This window comes from Mycobacterium sp., assembly GCF_008709575.1.
Taxonomy (GTDB): domain Bacteria; phylum Actinomycetota; class Actinomycetes; order Mycobacteriales; family Mycobacteriaceae; genus Mycobacterium.
This window is the reverse complement of sequence record NZ_VYIK01000038.1, coordinates 24,639-38,527: the sequence shown is the minus strand read 5'-3', so window position 1 is coordinate 38,527 and position 13,889 is coordinate 24,639. Positions and strand designations below refer to the sequence as shown.

Sequence of the window (13,889 nt, the reverse complement as noted above, 5' to 3'; positions counted from 1 at the left end):
CGGGTGCGCGCACAACAGGCCCGCGTCGCGCGGGAGCGTGCGGCCGCGGTCGCTGCCGCGGTGGCCGACGCGGGCGGGTTGCTGGCCCAGCGGCTGGATCAGGTGATCGGCGCCGCGTCGCGCACCTGCGAGGCCCTGGCCGCCGAGCGGGAGCAGCGGTCGGCGGCGATGGCCAAGGCGCGCGACGAAGTGAACGCGCTCAACGCCCGCCTCGGTGCACTCACCGAGGCGCTGCACCGCGACGAGGTGGCCAAAGCGCAGGCCGCGCTGCGTATCGAACAGCTCGAACACGTGGTGCTCGAGCAATTCGGGATGGCGCCCGACGACCTGGTCGCCGAATACGGCCCGCAGGTGCCGTTGCCGCCGACCGAGCTCGAGCTTGCCGAATACCAGCAGGCAAGGGAGCGGGGCGAGCAGGTGCGCGCGCCGGCCCCGATGCCATTCGACCGGGCCTCCCAGGAACGCCGGGCCAAACAGGCTGAACGGGAACTCGCCGAGCTGGGCCGGGTCAACCCGCTGGCGTTGGAGGAGTTCGCTGCGCTGGAGGAGCGCTACAACTTCCTGTCCACTCAGCTGCAGGACGTCACGGCTGCGCGCAAGGACCTGCTCGACGTCGTCGCCGACGTCGACGCCCGCATTCTGCAGGTGTTCTCCGACGCCTACGCCGACGTCGAACGTGAGTTTCGGGAGGTGTTCGCCGCACTGTTTCCGGGTGGCGAGGGTCGGCTGCGCCTGACCGATCCCGACGACATGCTCACCACCGGCGTCGAGGTGGAGGCGCGGCCGCCGGGCAAGAAGGTCAAGCGGTTGTCGCTGTTGTCCGGCGGGGAAAAGTCGTTGGCCGCGGTGGCGATGCTGGTGGCGATCTTCCGGGCCCGCCCGTCGCCGTTTTATGTCATGGACGAGGTGGAGGCGGCGCTCGACGACATCAACCTGCGACGGCTGCTCAGCCTGCTCGACCAGCTGCGCGCCCAGTCGCAGCTGATCATCATCACCCATCAGAAGCCGACGATGGAGGTCGCCGACGCGCTCTACGGCGTGACGATGCGCGACGACGGCGTCACCGCAGTGGTTTCGCAGCGGTTGCGGGGTCAGGAGTTGGTCGGCGCAGGATAGCGGTGGGCCCCTGGAACAATGGCGGGGTGTCTGAAGGTCTTTGGATCGCGATAGCGGCCGCCGCCGCACTGCTCGTCGTCGCCACTCTGGTCCTGGGGCTGGTGCGTTACCGGCGGCGGCGGATCAGGCTCTCGGCGCGCGAGCAGACTCTCGACCGGTCGGGGGGCTACACCGCGACGTCGGGAATCACCTTCAGCCGGACGGCGCCGCCCGCTCAGCAGGCCGGCGAGGTTGCGCTTGTCGAGCCGGACCATGCCGCCGCGGCGCCAGAGCCGGAGATCGCGGCCATCGCAGCGCCGGCGGGCCGGCTGGAACGCCTGCGCGGGCGCCTGGCCACGTCGCAGCATGCCTTCGGCCGCAGCCTGTTGGGGCTGCTCGGCGGCGGGGATCTCGACGCGGACTCCTGGGAGCAGGTCGAGGAGACTCTGCTGGTCGCCGACCTGGGTCCGGCGGCGACCGCGTCGGTAGTGTCGGCGCTGCGCAGCGCGCTGGCCGGCAAGAACGTCCGGACCGAGGCCGAAGCCCGCGCAGTGCTGCGGGAGGTGTTGATCAACGAGCTGCAACCCGGCTTGGACCGTTCCATCCGGGCGCTGCCGCATGCCGATCACCCGGCCGTGCTGTTGGTCGTCGGGGTCAACGGCACCGGCAAAACCACCACGGTCGCCAAACTGGCGCGGGTGTTGGTGGCCGACGGCCGGCGCGTGGTGCTCGGCGCCGCCGACACGTTTCGGGCCGCTGCCGCCGACCAGCTGCAAACCTGGGCCGCCCGGGTGGGCGCCGAGGTGGTGCGCGGCGCCGAAGGGGCCGACCCGGCCTCGGTCGCGTTCGACGCCGTCGACAAAGGCATCGCCACCGGTGCCGACGTCGTGGTCATCGACACCGCAGGCCGGCTGCACACCAAAACCGGTCTGATGGACGAACTCGGCAAGGTCAAGCGGGTGGTGTCCCGGCGCGCAGCGGTCGACGAGGTGCTGCTGGTGCTCGACGCCACCATCGGGCAGAACGGGCTGGCGCAGGCGCGGGTGTTCGCCGAGGTGGTCGACATCACCGGGGCGGTGCTGACCAAGTTGGACGGGACGGCCAAAGGCGGCATCGTTTTTCGGGTGCAACACGAATTGGGGGTGCCGGTCAAGCTGGTCGGGCTCGGCGAGGGACCCGACGACCTGGCAGCGTTCGACCCGGCCGCGTTCGTCGACGCGCTGCTGGGCTGAGGCTCGCATCAGCATCCGTGAGCACGATGTAACGCCCCAGAAATCGCCTTGCGTTGGAGCCGAAACAACGCCTGCGCATTGTCTGCAGCAGGCCATCGGCCCCGCCGTTGTGGGTCGTGGCCTCGGCGAAGGAGGTTGGGGCGCGTGGACCGTTTCCCCACGATGGGTGCGCCGAACACCGGGGACACCGCCTGGATGTTGGCGAGCTCTGCGCTGGTGCTGTTGATGACGCCGGGCCTGGCGTTTTTCTACGGTGGGATGGTCCGCGTCAAAAGCGTGCTCAACATGATCATGATGAGTATCAGCGCGATGGGCGTGGTGACCGTGCTGTGGGTGCTCTACGGCTACTCGCTGGCCTTCGGCGACGACGTGGGCAACATCGCCGGCAAGCCCACCGAGTACTTCGGCCTCAAGGGTCTCATCGGGGTCAATGCCGTCGCGGCCGATCCCGCCACGTCGACCCCGGCGGTCGAGATCCCGTTGGCGGGCAGTGTGCCCCAAACCGTCTTCGTGGCCTTTCAGCTGATGTTCGCGATCATCACGGTGGCGCTGATCTCCGGTGCGGTCGCCGACCGGTTGAGGTTCGGCAGCTGGATGCTCTTCGCCGCAGTGTGGGCCACGTTCGTCTACTTCCCGGTCGCCCACTGGGTCTTCGCCTTCGACGGGGTCGTCGCGGCCCACGGCGGGTGGATCGCCAACAAGGTGCATGCCATCGACTTCGCCGGCGGGACCGCCGTGCACATCGACGCCGGGGTCGCCGGCCTGGTTCTCGCGATCGTCCTCGGCAGGCGTCAAGGCTGGCCGAGGAACCCGATGCGCCCACACAACTTGCCGCTGGTGATGCTCGGCGCCGGATTGCTGTGGTTCGGCTGGTACGGGTTCAATGCCGGTTCGGCGGTCAGCGCCAACGGCGCCGCCGGGTCGACGTTTGTCACCACCACGGTGGCGACGGCGGCCGCCATGCTGGGCTGGTTGCTCACCGAGCGCATCCGCGACGGCCATGCCACCTCGCTGGGGGCGGCGTCGGGAATCGTGGCCGGGCTGGTGGCGATCACGCCGTCGTGCTCGTCGGTCAACGTGTTGGGTGCGCTGGTGATCGGTGTGGTGGCCGGGATCGTCTGTGCGTTGGCGGTCGGTCTGAAATACCGGTTCGGCTTCGATGATTCTCTCGACGTGGTCGGAGTACACCTGGTCGGCGGGCTGGCCGGCACGCTGCTGGTGGGTTTGCTCGCGGCGCCGGAGACCGTCGCCATCGACGGTGTCGCCGGTGTGTCCCCCGGGCTTTTCTACGGCGGCGGCTTCGGCCAACTCGAACGGCAAACAGTCGGCGCCTTCAGCGTTCTCGCCTATTCGGCTGTGGTCACGGCTATCTTGGCTCTGGCCATCAAGTACACCATCGGGCTGCGCCTGAGCGCCGATGACGAAGCCGCGGGCATCGATGAAGCGCAACACGCCGAGAGCGGATACGACTTCGCGGTTGTCGACACGTCGGTTCTCGCACACCCGGCTGAAGGGGAATACGGAAATGAAGCTGATCACCGCGATCGTCAAGCCGTTCACGCTCGAGGACATCAAGACCAGCCTGGAGGAGGTGGGAGTGCTGGGGATGACGGTCAGCGAAGTCCGGGGCTACGGGCGGCAAAAGGGTCATACTGAGGTCTACCGCGGTGCGGAATACGCGGTCGACTTCGTCCCGAAGGTGCGGGTCGAGGTCTTAGTCGACGATTTCGCCGCCGACAAGGTCCTCGACAGCATTGTGCGGGCGGCGCGCACCGGAAAGATCGGCGACGGCAAAGTGTGGGTCAGCCCGGTCGAAACCGTTGTCCGGGTGCGCACCGCTGAGCGCGGTGCCGACGCGATATGAGAATCGATTTGGCGAATAGATCAGATCAACTGCCCGGCTCAGCAACGGATTTAGCTGCTGTCCGGGAAATATTGTTGTCCGGTGCATCGGTTCGACCGGACGCCGCCGCATTACGCGAAAAATTCCGCGAGCTGTATGAATCCTGGTTGATCGCCAAGGCGGCCGAGATCGGCCTGACGGAGGGCTGCGGCTTCGCCATCGTCGCGACCGGTTCGCTGGGCCGGCGTGAACTGCTGCCGTATTCCGACTTGGACCTGCTGCTGCTGCATGACAACGCGCCGGCCGACATCGTCAGTCAGGTCGCGGATCTGTTGTGGTACCCATTGTGGGACAACAACATCCGCCTCGACCACAGTGTGCGAACCGTCGCGGAAACACTGCAGGTCGCCGGCGCCGACATCTCAGCCGGACTGGCGATGCTGGACGCCCGCCACATCGCCGGAGACGCGCAGCTGTCGGCGGCGCTCATCACCGGTGTACGGTCGCAGTGGCGACGCGGGATCGCTTCGCGGTTCGCCGAACTCGTCGACGTGACGCACTCGCGGTGGCGCCGCAGCAGCGACATCGCCCACAGCGCCGAACCCGACTTGAAATGTGGTCGGGGCGGTTTGCGCGACGTCCGGCTGCTCGGCGCGCTCGCCGTCGCCCAGCTGGCCGATCCGCTCACGGCCTCCGGTCCGGATCACTCGACCCCGGTCTGGCTGGGCGATGCTTACCGCACCCTGCTCGACGTCTGCACCGAATTGCACCGTGTCTCCGGCCGCGGGCATGACCTGCTGTTGGCCCAATACGCCGATGAGATCAGCGCGGCCCTCGGTATCGGTGACCGCTACGACCTGGCGCGAGAGATTTCGAGTGCGGCCCGCAGCATCAGCTTTGCCGTCGACGCCGGGCTGCGGACAGCTGCCGACGCGCTGCCACGGCGCGGCATCTTGACCGGGCGGCGACTGCGCCGGCCGCTCGACGAGGGCGTAGTCGAATCTGGCGGGCAGATAGTGCTGGCCCGGGACGCCCGGCCGGAACGCGATCCGGGGCTGGTGCTGCGCTTGGCCGCCAGCGCAGCAGTCACCGGGCTGCCTATCGCGGCATCGACGCTGGTCCGGGTGGCTGAAACGGCGTCCGAGCTGCCCACGCCCTGGCCGCGCGAGGCCCTGGACGACCTGTTGGTGTTGTTGGCTGCGGGCCCGTCCGCGGTGACCACGATCGAAGCCCTCGACCGCACCGGGCTGTGGAGCCGGCTGTTCCCGGAATGGGATGCCGTTCGTGATCTTCCGCCGCGCGACAGTGTCCACATCTGGACAGTGGATCGACACCTAGTCGAAACAGTGGTCCGCGCGAGCACTCTCACGACCCGGGTAGCGCGCCCCGATTTGCTGCTGCTGGCCGCGATGCTGCACGACATCGGCAAGGGCAGCAGTGGCGATCACAGCGTGCGGGGCGCAGAGGCGGCCGTGGCCATCGGCACTCGGATAGGTATGTGGCCGTCCGATGTCGAAATGCTGCGGATACTGGTAGCCCAGCACCTTTTGTTGTCCAAAGTCGCCATCCGTCAGGACCTCAGCGATCCCCGCACCGTGGCGACCGTTTCGGCGGCTCTCGGCAGGGATCCGTTGGTGCTCGACGTGTTACACGCCCTGACCGAGGCCGACGCGTTGGCCACCGGTCCCATGGTCTGGAGCGACTGGAAGGCATCGCTGGTCGGTGACCTGGTGCGCCGCTGCCGAGCGATGATGACTGGCCAGCCGTTGCCAGAGGCGGAACCCATTGATCCGCAATACATTGCCATGGCAGCCGCGGGCGGCGTGCAGGTCAGGATCAGCCGCGGCGACGGGCCGCGCATGCACCACGCCGTGATGATCGCGCCAGATCAGCGCGGGCTGCTGTCGAAAGCGGCTGCCGTACTGGCCCTTAACTCGCTACGGGTGCACTCGGCGTCGGTGAATGTCCACCAGGGCGTCGCGATCAACGAGTTCGTGGTGTCACCACATTTCGGCTCGGCACCGCCCGATGAACTTCTGCGGCAACAGTTCATCGGGGCACTCGCGGGTGATGTCGACGTTCTTGACCGGCTCAGGCAGCGTGACAGCCAAGACGATCTCGCGCCTGTCGGCGAGGTACCGACTGCGGTTCCGGTTCATTGCTCACCGGCCCCGCCACGGGTCTTCTGGTTCGACGATGCGCCGGACAAGTTGCTCTTGGAAGTTCGCGCGACCGACCGGCCGGGACTGCTGGCCCGGCTTGCCGGGGTTCTCGAGCGCGCCGGAGTCGATATCGCCTGGGCGAAGGTCACGACGCGGGGGTCGATGGTCAACGATGTGTTTTGCGTTGTCCCGCATCCGGCCGCGGCGCATGCACTGAGCGGGTTGCGATCGGTGATTGAACACGACCTGTTGGCCGTATTGCGGGTGCCGTCTTAGCGGGACGACGATCGCCGGATCATGGCACGACCCGGCGGTAGCAGTGCGCTCCCCACTTGGGCCCCGCAGGCCGGCAATAGATCTGAACGCGGGGCCGCGGCGGATCGACATGGGGTGCCTGCGCCTGGACCGGGCAGGGATCCGTCGCCTCGGCGAGGCACTGTGGGGGGCCAGCGCGGGCCTGCCCCGGGTCGCCGATGCTGCCGGCGGCGCTGATCACGGCCAACAACGCAACGGCGCCTGCGAGCAATGGCCACCGGGCCGACTGTTTCATCGTCTTTCTCCTCTCGCCGGGCCGCAGCGAGCGCCGAGACCGAGCGCTTCCCGACTCGGCCCTGGGCGACGCTAGAGAGTCACTGTAGTCCAGATATCGGGACAAAAGTCGCGATTTATGAACGTACGTCTGAACAGTGACACGATCGGCCAGCGGTGCCGCGTGCTGCCCGCGCCGGGGCCTATCGCGGTGATCGCGCGATGATGCGCAAGAAATTATGGCGTGAAACGACTTTTGGGCGGATGTGCCAGCATTTCTTACCGTATTATTGATTCGTCCGCATAATTCAGCAGCTTCCCGGAGATGAATCCCGAATCGCGTTGACCAGGTGCCGTTGCTAATTGCCGTCGGTGAAGGGCCCGAAGGGCGCACAATGATGAGGAGCAGTGATGTTTGCCAGGATGAGATCGGTGGCTACCGTCGGGACCGCTATCGCCGGCATCGGGTTCTGGTGGGTGAGCGCGATGAGTCCGGCTGTGGCACACGCCCAGCCGCGCTCGATGCCGCCGGGCGAGGAAATCGTCTGCCCCGACCTTGCCGGAATCCACTATGTGCCCGATCCCGACGATTCCAACGCGTACTATATTTGCGAGAACGGGTCGCAGCTAGAACACGAAGAATGTCCGGGGGTCACCAAACTTGACATGGCAGTCACGCCGCCCGAGTGTTTGGCCAATCAGGATATGTACCACCCGTGACGTCGGCGTGAAAACCGAACGCTGTTATATCAGCAGCCGCTGGGGCATCACCTTGGGTTTGACGCCGTAGCGCGGCCCGCCGAAGCCGCGACGGCCGGCGGCAGAGGCCAGCCCCGGCAGGATGCCCGGGGCGCCCGTCGTGCCGTTGCCCGCGCCGACGGCTGCGCCGGCGCTGACGAGTGTGGTGCCGGTTTCGGCCGCGGGGGCGGCCGCCGACCACGCGGCCGGCACCGACAGCCCGCCGACCGAGGAGGCCGAGCCCAGGCCGGCCATCACCGACCCACCGCCGGCTGGCGTGGTGGCGCTGACCAGCGTCATCCCCATGCCCGCACTCTCACCCAGGGGCGTGATGTCACCCACGGTGACACCGAGCGGGGCGCTGGCCATGAAGTGGCCGAGCATCGGGAAGGTCGCGGTGATCATCGCGACGTTCCACGCGATGGTGACCCCGACGTTGTCGATGAGGTCTTGGACGACCGGTACGTTGAAGAAATTGTTGACCGCCGACACCAGCGCCCCGCCGCCGCCGCTTTGCGCGGTGCTGGTCGCCGACGCGAGGGCGTTTTGCAGCTCGCCGAGCAGGCCGTTGAGGCCGGCCGTGGCCGCGTTGCCGGCAACGGCGTTGCTCACCGCGGCGGCTTGGGCGCCCTGCCCGGCGGGGTTGGTGTTCTGCGCGGGCGGGCTCAACGGCGACAACGTTTCGGCGGCTGCCGAGGCGGCGGCGTAGCCGTACATCGCGGCGGCGTCCTGGGCCCAGAATTCGGCGTAGGCGGCCTCGTTGGCCGCGATCGCCGGGGTGTTCTGGCCCAGGAAGTTGGTCGCGATGAGCACTGCCAGCTCGGCGCGGTTGGCGGCGATCACCACCGGCGGGATGGTGGCGGCGAACGCAGCCTCGTAGGCCGCTGCCGACGCGGCGGCCTGCAGGGCCGCTTGGCGCAACTGCGCGGAGGTGGTGTGTAGCCAGCCGATGAACGGCTGGGCCGCGGCGGCCATGGCCTGTGCGGACGGGCCGTGCCACTCCGAGCCGACGAGCTGGGAGATCACCGACTCGTAGGAGGCGGCGTTGGAGCTCAGCTCGGCGCTTAAGGTGTTGAACGCCGAGGAAGCCGCCATCAGCGGCCCGGCGCCGGCACCGGAGTACATCAGCGCGGAGTTGACCTCGGGGGGTCGCGCGGCGAAATCGAAAATCATGACCTCTTACATCCCGTCGTGGTCGAAGATCGGATCGTGGTCGGGATCAAACCGGGCAGCGTTTACCATCTCTGGTGATCCAGAGGCTGTGTTGGTCACTGCTTCATCCGGCGCCGGACCCGCCCAAGGCTTTCTGGTGTCACGCACCGCGGCCGCGTCATACCAGCACCTGCTTGGGCATCACTTTGGGTTTGACGCCGTAGCGGGGCTGGCTGAAGCCGTGGCCCGGGCGCCCGGTGGCAGAGGCCATTCCCGGCAGGGCGCCCGGAGTTTCTGCCGTGTCGAGACCGTCGTCGAAAGCTCCGGTCCATTCGGTAGCGGCCACTGTGGTGCCGGTTTCGGCCGCCGGGGCGGCCGCCGACCACGCGGCCGGCACCGACAGCCCGCCGACCGAGGAGGATGAGCCCAGGCCGGCCATCACCGACCCACCGCCGGCCGGCGTGGTGGCGCTGACCAGCGTCATCCCCATGCCCGCACCCTCACCCAGGGGCGTGATGTCACCGACGGTGATGCCCAGCGGGGCGCTGGCCAGGAAATGGCCCAGCATCGGGAAAGTTGCAGTCATCATCGCGACGTTCCAGGCCACGGTGACCCCGACGTTGTAGATCACGTCTTGGACGACCGACACGTTGAAGAAATTGTTGACCGCCGACAAGAGCGCCCCGCCGCCGCTTTGCGCCTGGGTGGCCGCCACCCCGAGGGCGTTTTGCAGCTCGCCGAGCAGGCCGTTGAGTCCGGCCGTGGCCGCGTTGCCGGCGACGGCGTTGCTCACCGCGGCGGCTTGGGCGCCCTGCCCGGCGGGGTTGGTGTTCTGCGGGGGCGGGCTCAACGGCGACAGCCGGGCGGCGGCCGCCGAGTTGGCGGCGTAGCCGTACATCGCGGCGGCGTCCTGCTCCCAGAATTCGGCGTAGGTGGCCTCGTTGGCCGCGATCGCCGCAGCGTTTCGGTCCAGGATATTTGTCGCGACGAGCTGCGCGAGCTGGGCCCGGTTGGCGGCGACCATTGCCGGCGGGATGGTGGCGGCAAGCGCGGCCTCGTAGGCCGCTGCAGAGGCGGCGGCCTGCAGGGCCGCTTGGCGCAGCTGCGCGGAGGTGGTGTGCAGCCAGCCGATGAACGGCTGGGCCGCGGTGGCCATGGCCTGTGCCGACGGGCCGTGCCACTCCGAGCCGACGAGCTGGGAGATCACCGACTCGTAGGAGGCGGCGTTGGAGCTCAGCTCGGCGCTTAAGGTGTTGAACGCCGAGGAGGCCGCCATCAACGGCCCGGCGCCGGCACCGGAGTACATCAGCGCGGAGTTGACCTCGGGAGGTCGCGCGGCGAAATCGAAAACCATGATGTGTCACATCCCGTTCTGGTCGAAGCTCGGATCGCGGTCAGGGCCCGTGCGGGTCGCTAGGTGATAGTCGGTTTGGGAAGCGTGGGCATGACCTTGGGTTTGACGCCGTAGCGCGGGGCACCGAAGCTGGAGCCACCGCGGCCGGCCGAGGCCACCGCGGGCATGCCGCCCGGAAGTCCCGGCGTGCCGCCGGCGGGCGGGGCGGCGGTGGTCCAGCTCTGGGCTGCCAAAGTCACGGGTGTGCTCGTCGCCGGGACTGCGGCAGCCCAGCTGGGCGGCACCGACAGTGCGCCGATCGCCGGCGCTTGGCCGATTCCGGCCAGTACCGGCGCTGCGCTCAGGCTCGCGGTTTCGGCAGCCGCTGCCGGGCTGACCGAACTGACCAGTCCGGCCGACAAGCCGCCGAAGTCGACGACGGGTTCGGACAACGCGGTCAGCATGCCGCCGCCGCCCATCCCGATGACATCGGAGTAGGCGGAGGCGAAGTTGCCCGCTTCGGCCATGGGCACGGTGACGAAGCCGCTCGAGGCTCCGGTAGGCCCCGATCCGCTGAGGAAGTTGGCGATGTTGTTGATCACGTTGGCCATGCCGCTGAGCGCGCCGCCGGACTGCGCGGTCGCCGACCCGCCCGAGGCCGCCGCATTCGACAGCGACGCCGAGGCAGCCGCGACCTGGTTGGCCGCCTCGGTGGCACCGTAGGAGTTGGCCGAGGTTCCCAGCAGGTTCACGAACTGCTGGTGAATGGCCTGAGCCTGGGCGCTGACCGTCTGGTAGAGCTGGCCGTAGGTGGAGAACACGCCGGCCTGCAGAATCGACACCTCGTCGGACGCGGCGGGGGGCAGGGCCGTGGTCGGCGCCGCGGCTGCCGAGCTCTCTGCGGCAAACGAAGTGCCGATGCCCTCCAGCTGGCTTGCGGCTGCGGCGATGGCCTCGGGCACTGTTTTTACGAACATTTGTCCCTCCTGGGCGCCAACGAGTTTCGGCGAGTCGGCTACCGTTTTTCCATGCGTTGGTGGCGTCCTGACGACGATCCTGCTACAGGATTACGCAGATAACGGGGTGACGCCCAGCCGATTAATGGCTTTTTAACGTTTACGGACCAACTCTTAACACGTCACATTTAGTGGCATGATTCTGTAACGGTGTTGTTAAAAAGACCTCACGCCGAATAAGTCATGCATGTTAACTCATTCTCACAGCGGGCGTGTCGTCGGCACCTGCCCGCCCGTCCGGCGTCAGGTCAGGCGTGGCCGTCTGCCCGACCGTCGCTGACGGGCCACGCACCGTCCCGCCGAACCGGTCGCCGCGTGATCCCGACCCGTGGGCCACACCAAAAACGCTGCTTGTGCCTAGTTTTTGCACCGATCTCATGGTGGTGTAACGACGCTCTCACACCCATCCTGACCTCACCCAGCTCGGTTCGGCCCGGCTGCGCGCGCAGGCTCGGCCTCTCGCTGTGGAGAACCGCAGAACTTTTCGTTCCACTTGCACATCAGCAGGCCACAACTTAGTTTCCCAATCCAGACCGGAATGCTCTGTGGTGACCTACGTCTCAATGTCGCACTGCGGTGCGCGCATTGCGCCGCGATGCCGCCTTGCCAAACTTCTAAGAGACCCGGAAAAGACCCGGAAAACACTCTAACGAGACTTGGAAAAGGGATGAGAAGAAACGCCGGAGCGTACGTCGCGTTGTCCGAGTTTTCCGGGGCACTGTCTAAGACATCACGAACCACCCGTCGCGCGTGCTGCCTGGCCTCGGCGGCGGGCGGCGCACACGCGGCGCCGGGTCGGGGAGGCCACCCCGGGCAACGCCGGTATCTGTCCCGTGGCTCGTGTGCCCGCGTGACCCGGTGCCGGCCGGCATCGTGCTGCCATGAGTCCGGTCGGCTGCGACGTAGGGAGTCAACGTGAGTTCGCCGCCGTTACACCACAAGGAGAGCCCGCTTTTCGCAGCAGACCGCAGCGCCTACTGGCATCAGCTGCGCAGCCTGGGTCCGGTGGTGGAAATCGCCGCGGGCGACCCGATACTGCGCGGCTACTATCTCACCCGGCGCGACGACGTGCGCGCGGCACTACTGGATCCGCACACGTTTGCCTCACCGCCGAAAACCTTCGCCGTCAGCTTGTTCGGCGCACCCCTGCCTCAGGTCCCACTGTCGTGCCGCACACCGTCCGAGCACGCCCGGTTCGGCAGCGTCCTGCACCCTCTTTTCAGCCCCAAGGGGCTGGCGCCGTTCGATCCCGTCTTGCGCGAGCGGGCGTGCGCACTGGTCGACGCGGCTGCCGCCCGCGGGCACGGTGATGCGACCGAAATCGCCGACACCTACGCTGCCCAGGCGTTGCTGGCGGTGTGCGGACTGCCGGCAGACGACGGCAGGGCCATTCGGCTGACCCGGGCCGCGGTCGTCGGAGACTCCACCGGGGCAGCCCAACTCGCCCTCGTCAAGTGGCTCAATTCGTCGCTGGACGCCGGACTGGGGAACCCGCGGCGCGCGCCCGGGATCCTTTGGCCGCTGTTGGAGCGACTTGTCCAAGACAATGATTTTCCGCTCAGCAAGATCGAAGTGATTTCGGTCATCCTGTTGTTGTTCTCCGTTGCCGGAATTGAAATGGTCTCTGCCGCAATTGGTTTCGCACTTCTTTACCTTGCGCGCGATCGGCAACTCCAGATACAGCTGCGCGAGGATACGACACAAATTCCGGCGTTCGTCGAGGAGATTTTGCGGCTGGAAACACCGGGTCCGGCGATTCCGCGCATGACTACCAGAGAAGTCGACGTCGGCGGTTTCACCATACCGGCACACAGCGCGGTGTGGCTGGCCCTGGAAGCCGCCGGCAGAGAAAACGGCGGCGACGAGATATCCCGGACACGCAACGGGGCAATTCAGCGGCAACGCCACTGGGCGTTCGGCGGTGGGATGCACAGGTGCCTGGGACTGCATCTGGCTCGTCGTGAAATGACCACGTTCGTGACCGAGTGGTTGACCCGCGTTCCCCAGTTCGGGCTGGAGCCGGGTTGCGCACCGTCGATCGTGCACAAACCGACCGGCGTCACCCATCTGGACAGCCTCATGCTGTCGTGGGAGAACCGGATGCCGCCATGACCGATGGCCCGCGCGACAGCCGCCTGTCGGCTCACATCCAGGAATTCTTACGGGCACTCGACCGAGGCCCGGGCGAACTGATTCACGAGCACATAGCACAACTTGAAAAACCGGACCCGGGTGATATCGCCGGATTCCAAAGCTATATCGGCGGTCTCAGAACCATCTACCGGCTCGGCCTGGCGGACATGTACCGGCGCATCGCGTTACACGGCCGCGCCATTTGCGAGCTGACGGATGACACCGAGATAACTGACCGGGTCGCGGCGATGATGACGCTGGTAGCTCAGGATGCCGGTGACGTCCCGAACATACTGGCGAGTTTCGACCAAGCTGCCAACGCGCTGAATCCCGTTACCGCCATAAGGCTTTACCAGACGATCCTGGGTGCCGGGACCCGCGGAATTCGCCGTCAGAAACAGCTCGACGAGTTGATCGTCGACCTTACAGCCTACTGTCTGAAGCGATTCCCGCCGGTCACTCCTCGATGATGATGGCTAACTCTGGGCAGGCCGCGGCACCCTCGCGGGTCGCCTTCTCGTCGCCGGGGTCGACTTCATGGTCTTCAAGAATTGAGTATCCGCTCTCGTCGATCGGAAACAGGTCCGGCGCAACCGCGTAGCACTGGGCATGACCCACGCATCGCGTTCGATCCAACAGAACTCGCATGTGATCCCC

At 67.2% G+C, this 13,889-nt stretch carries 12 protein-coding genes; 8 read left to right on the top strand and 4 right to left on the bottom strand.

Annotation, left to right across the window (positions count from 1 at the left end; translation table 11 throughout):
* The 6 genes from F6Q13_RS10415 to F6Q13_RS10390 all read left to right on the top strand — a co-directional run.
* Positions 1-1,116 (top strand): AAA family ATPase (locus tag F6Q13_RS10415; RefSeq protein ID WP_293055921.1); only part of this gene is annotated, 1,116 nt, incomplete at its 5' end.
* 26 nt (positions 1,117-1,142) lie between these two features.
* Positions 1,143-2,327, top strand: a complete 1,185-nt coding sequence (gene ftsY / locus F6Q13_RS10410; protein WP_293055919.1) for a signal recognition particle-docking protein FtsY — start codon at positions 1,143-1,145, stop codon at positions 2,325-2,327.
* 144 nt (positions 2,328-2,471) lie between these two features.
* Positions 2,472-3,983 (top strand): ammonium transporter, encoded by a 1,512-nt coding sequence (locus tag F6Q13_RS10405; protein WP_367141273.1) that lies wholly within the window; start codon positions 2,472-2,474, stop codon positions 3,981-3,983.
* Entirely contained in the window at positions 3,871-4,191 is a 321-nt protein-coding gene (locus F6Q13_RS10400; RefSeq protein ID WP_367141274.1) for a P-II family nitrogen regulator, read from the top strand. The genes F6Q13_RS10405 and F6Q13_RS10400 overlap by 113 nt, the downstream gene beginning before the upstream one ends.
* On the top strand, positions 4,188-6,608 hold the full coding sequence (locus tag F6Q13_RS10395; RefSeq protein WP_293055914.1) for a [protein-PII] uridylyltransferase: 2,421 nt from the start codon (positions 4,188-4,190) through the stop codon (positions 6,606-6,608). The genes F6Q13_RS10400 and F6Q13_RS10395 overlap by 4 nt, the downstream gene beginning before the upstream one ends.
* A 684-nt stretch (positions 6,609-7,292) precedes the next feature.
* Positions 7,293-7,580, top strand: a complete 288-nt coding sequence (locus tag F6Q13_RS10390) for a hypothetical protein (RefSeq protein ID WP_293055911.1) — start codon at positions 7,293-7,295, stop codon at positions 7,578-7,580.
* Between the two features lie 24 nt (positions 7,581-7,604).
* Here F6Q13_RS10390 and F6Q13_RS10385 read toward each other — a convergent pair whose 3' ends face one another.
* The 3 genes from F6Q13_RS10385 to F6Q13_RS10375 all read right to left on the bottom strand — a co-directional run bounded on the left by F6Q13_RS10385 (position 7,605) and on the right by F6Q13_RS10375 (position 11,060).
* Positions 7,605-8,771 (bottom strand): PPE family protein, encoded by a 1,167-nt coding sequence (locus F6Q13_RS10385; RefSeq protein ID WP_293055909.1) that lies wholly within the window; start codon positions 8,769-8,771, stop codon positions 7,605-7,607.
* A 157-nt stretch (positions 8,772-8,928) separates the two neighbouring features.
* Positions 8,929-10,104 carry a PPE family protein gene (locus F6Q13_RS10380; protein ID WP_293055907.1) on the bottom strand — a complete coding sequence of 392 codons (1,176 nt, stop codon included), beginning with the start codon at positions 10,102-10,104 and terminating at the stop codon, positions 8,929-8,931.
* A 59-nt stretch (positions 10,105-10,163) separates the two neighbouring features.
* A complete protein-coding gene (locus tag F6Q13_RS10375) occupies positions 10,164-11,060 on the bottom strand; it encodes a PE domain-containing protein (protein ID WP_293055905.1) in 897 nt (298 codons plus the stop codon).
* A gap of 954 nt (positions 11,061-12,014) precedes the next feature.
* On the opposite strand from F6Q13_RS10375, the gene F6Q13_RS10370 reads away from it, so the two are divergent.
* Together F6Q13_RS10370 and F6Q13_RS10365 are read left to right on the top strand one after the other, a co-directional pair.
* Positions 12,015-13,211, top strand: coding sequence for a cytochrome P450 (locus tag F6Q13_RS10370; RefSeq protein WP_293055903.1), 1,197 nt, complete (start codon positions 12,015-12,017; stop codon positions 13,209-13,211).
* On the top strand, positions 13,208-13,702 hold the full coding sequence (locus tag F6Q13_RS10365; RefSeq protein WP_293055901.1) for a hypothetical protein: 495 nt from the start codon (positions 13,208-13,210) through the stop codon (positions 13,700-13,702). The genes F6Q13_RS10370 and F6Q13_RS10365 overlap by 4 nt, the downstream gene beginning before the upstream one ends.
* Here the strand turns inward: F6Q13_RS10365 and F6Q13_RS10360 are convergent.
* Positions 13,689-13,880, bottom strand: coding sequence for a ferredoxin (locus tag F6Q13_RS10360; protein WP_293055899.1), 192 nt, complete (start codon positions 13,878-13,880; stop codon positions 13,689-13,691). The two genes, F6Q13_RS10365 and F6Q13_RS10360, sit on opposite strands and share 14 nt — an antisense overlap.
* Positions 13,881-13,889: the final 9 nt, after the last annotated feature.

Excerpts from the sequence above, each read along its gene's own strand:
- F6Q13_RS10380 (WP_293055907.1), bottom strand. The coding sequence starts at position 10,104 with ATGGTTTTCGATTTCGCCGCGCGACCTCCCGAGGTCAACTCCGCGCTG.
- F6Q13_RS10385 (WP_293055909.1), bottom strand. The coding sequence starts at position 8,771 with ATGATTTTCGATTTCGCCGCGCGACCCCCCGAGGTCAACTCCGCGCTG.
- F6Q13_RS10365 (WP_293055901.1), top strand. The coding sequence starts at position 13,208 with ATGACCGATGGCCCGCGCGACAGCCGCCTGTCGGCTCACATCCAGGAA.
- F6Q13_RS10375 (WP_293055905.1), bottom strand. The coding sequence starts at position 11,060 with ATGTTCGTAAAAACAGTGCCCGAGGCCATCGCCGCAGCCGCAAGCCAG.
- F6Q13_RS10395 (WP_293055914.1), top strand. The coding sequence starts at position 4,188 with ATGAGAATCGATTTGGCGAATAGATCAGATCAACTGCCCGGCTCAGCA.
- F6Q13_RS10360 (WP_293055899.1), bottom strand. The coding sequence starts at position 13,880 with ATGCGAGTTCTGTTGGATCGAACGCGATGCGTGGGTCATGCCCAGTGC.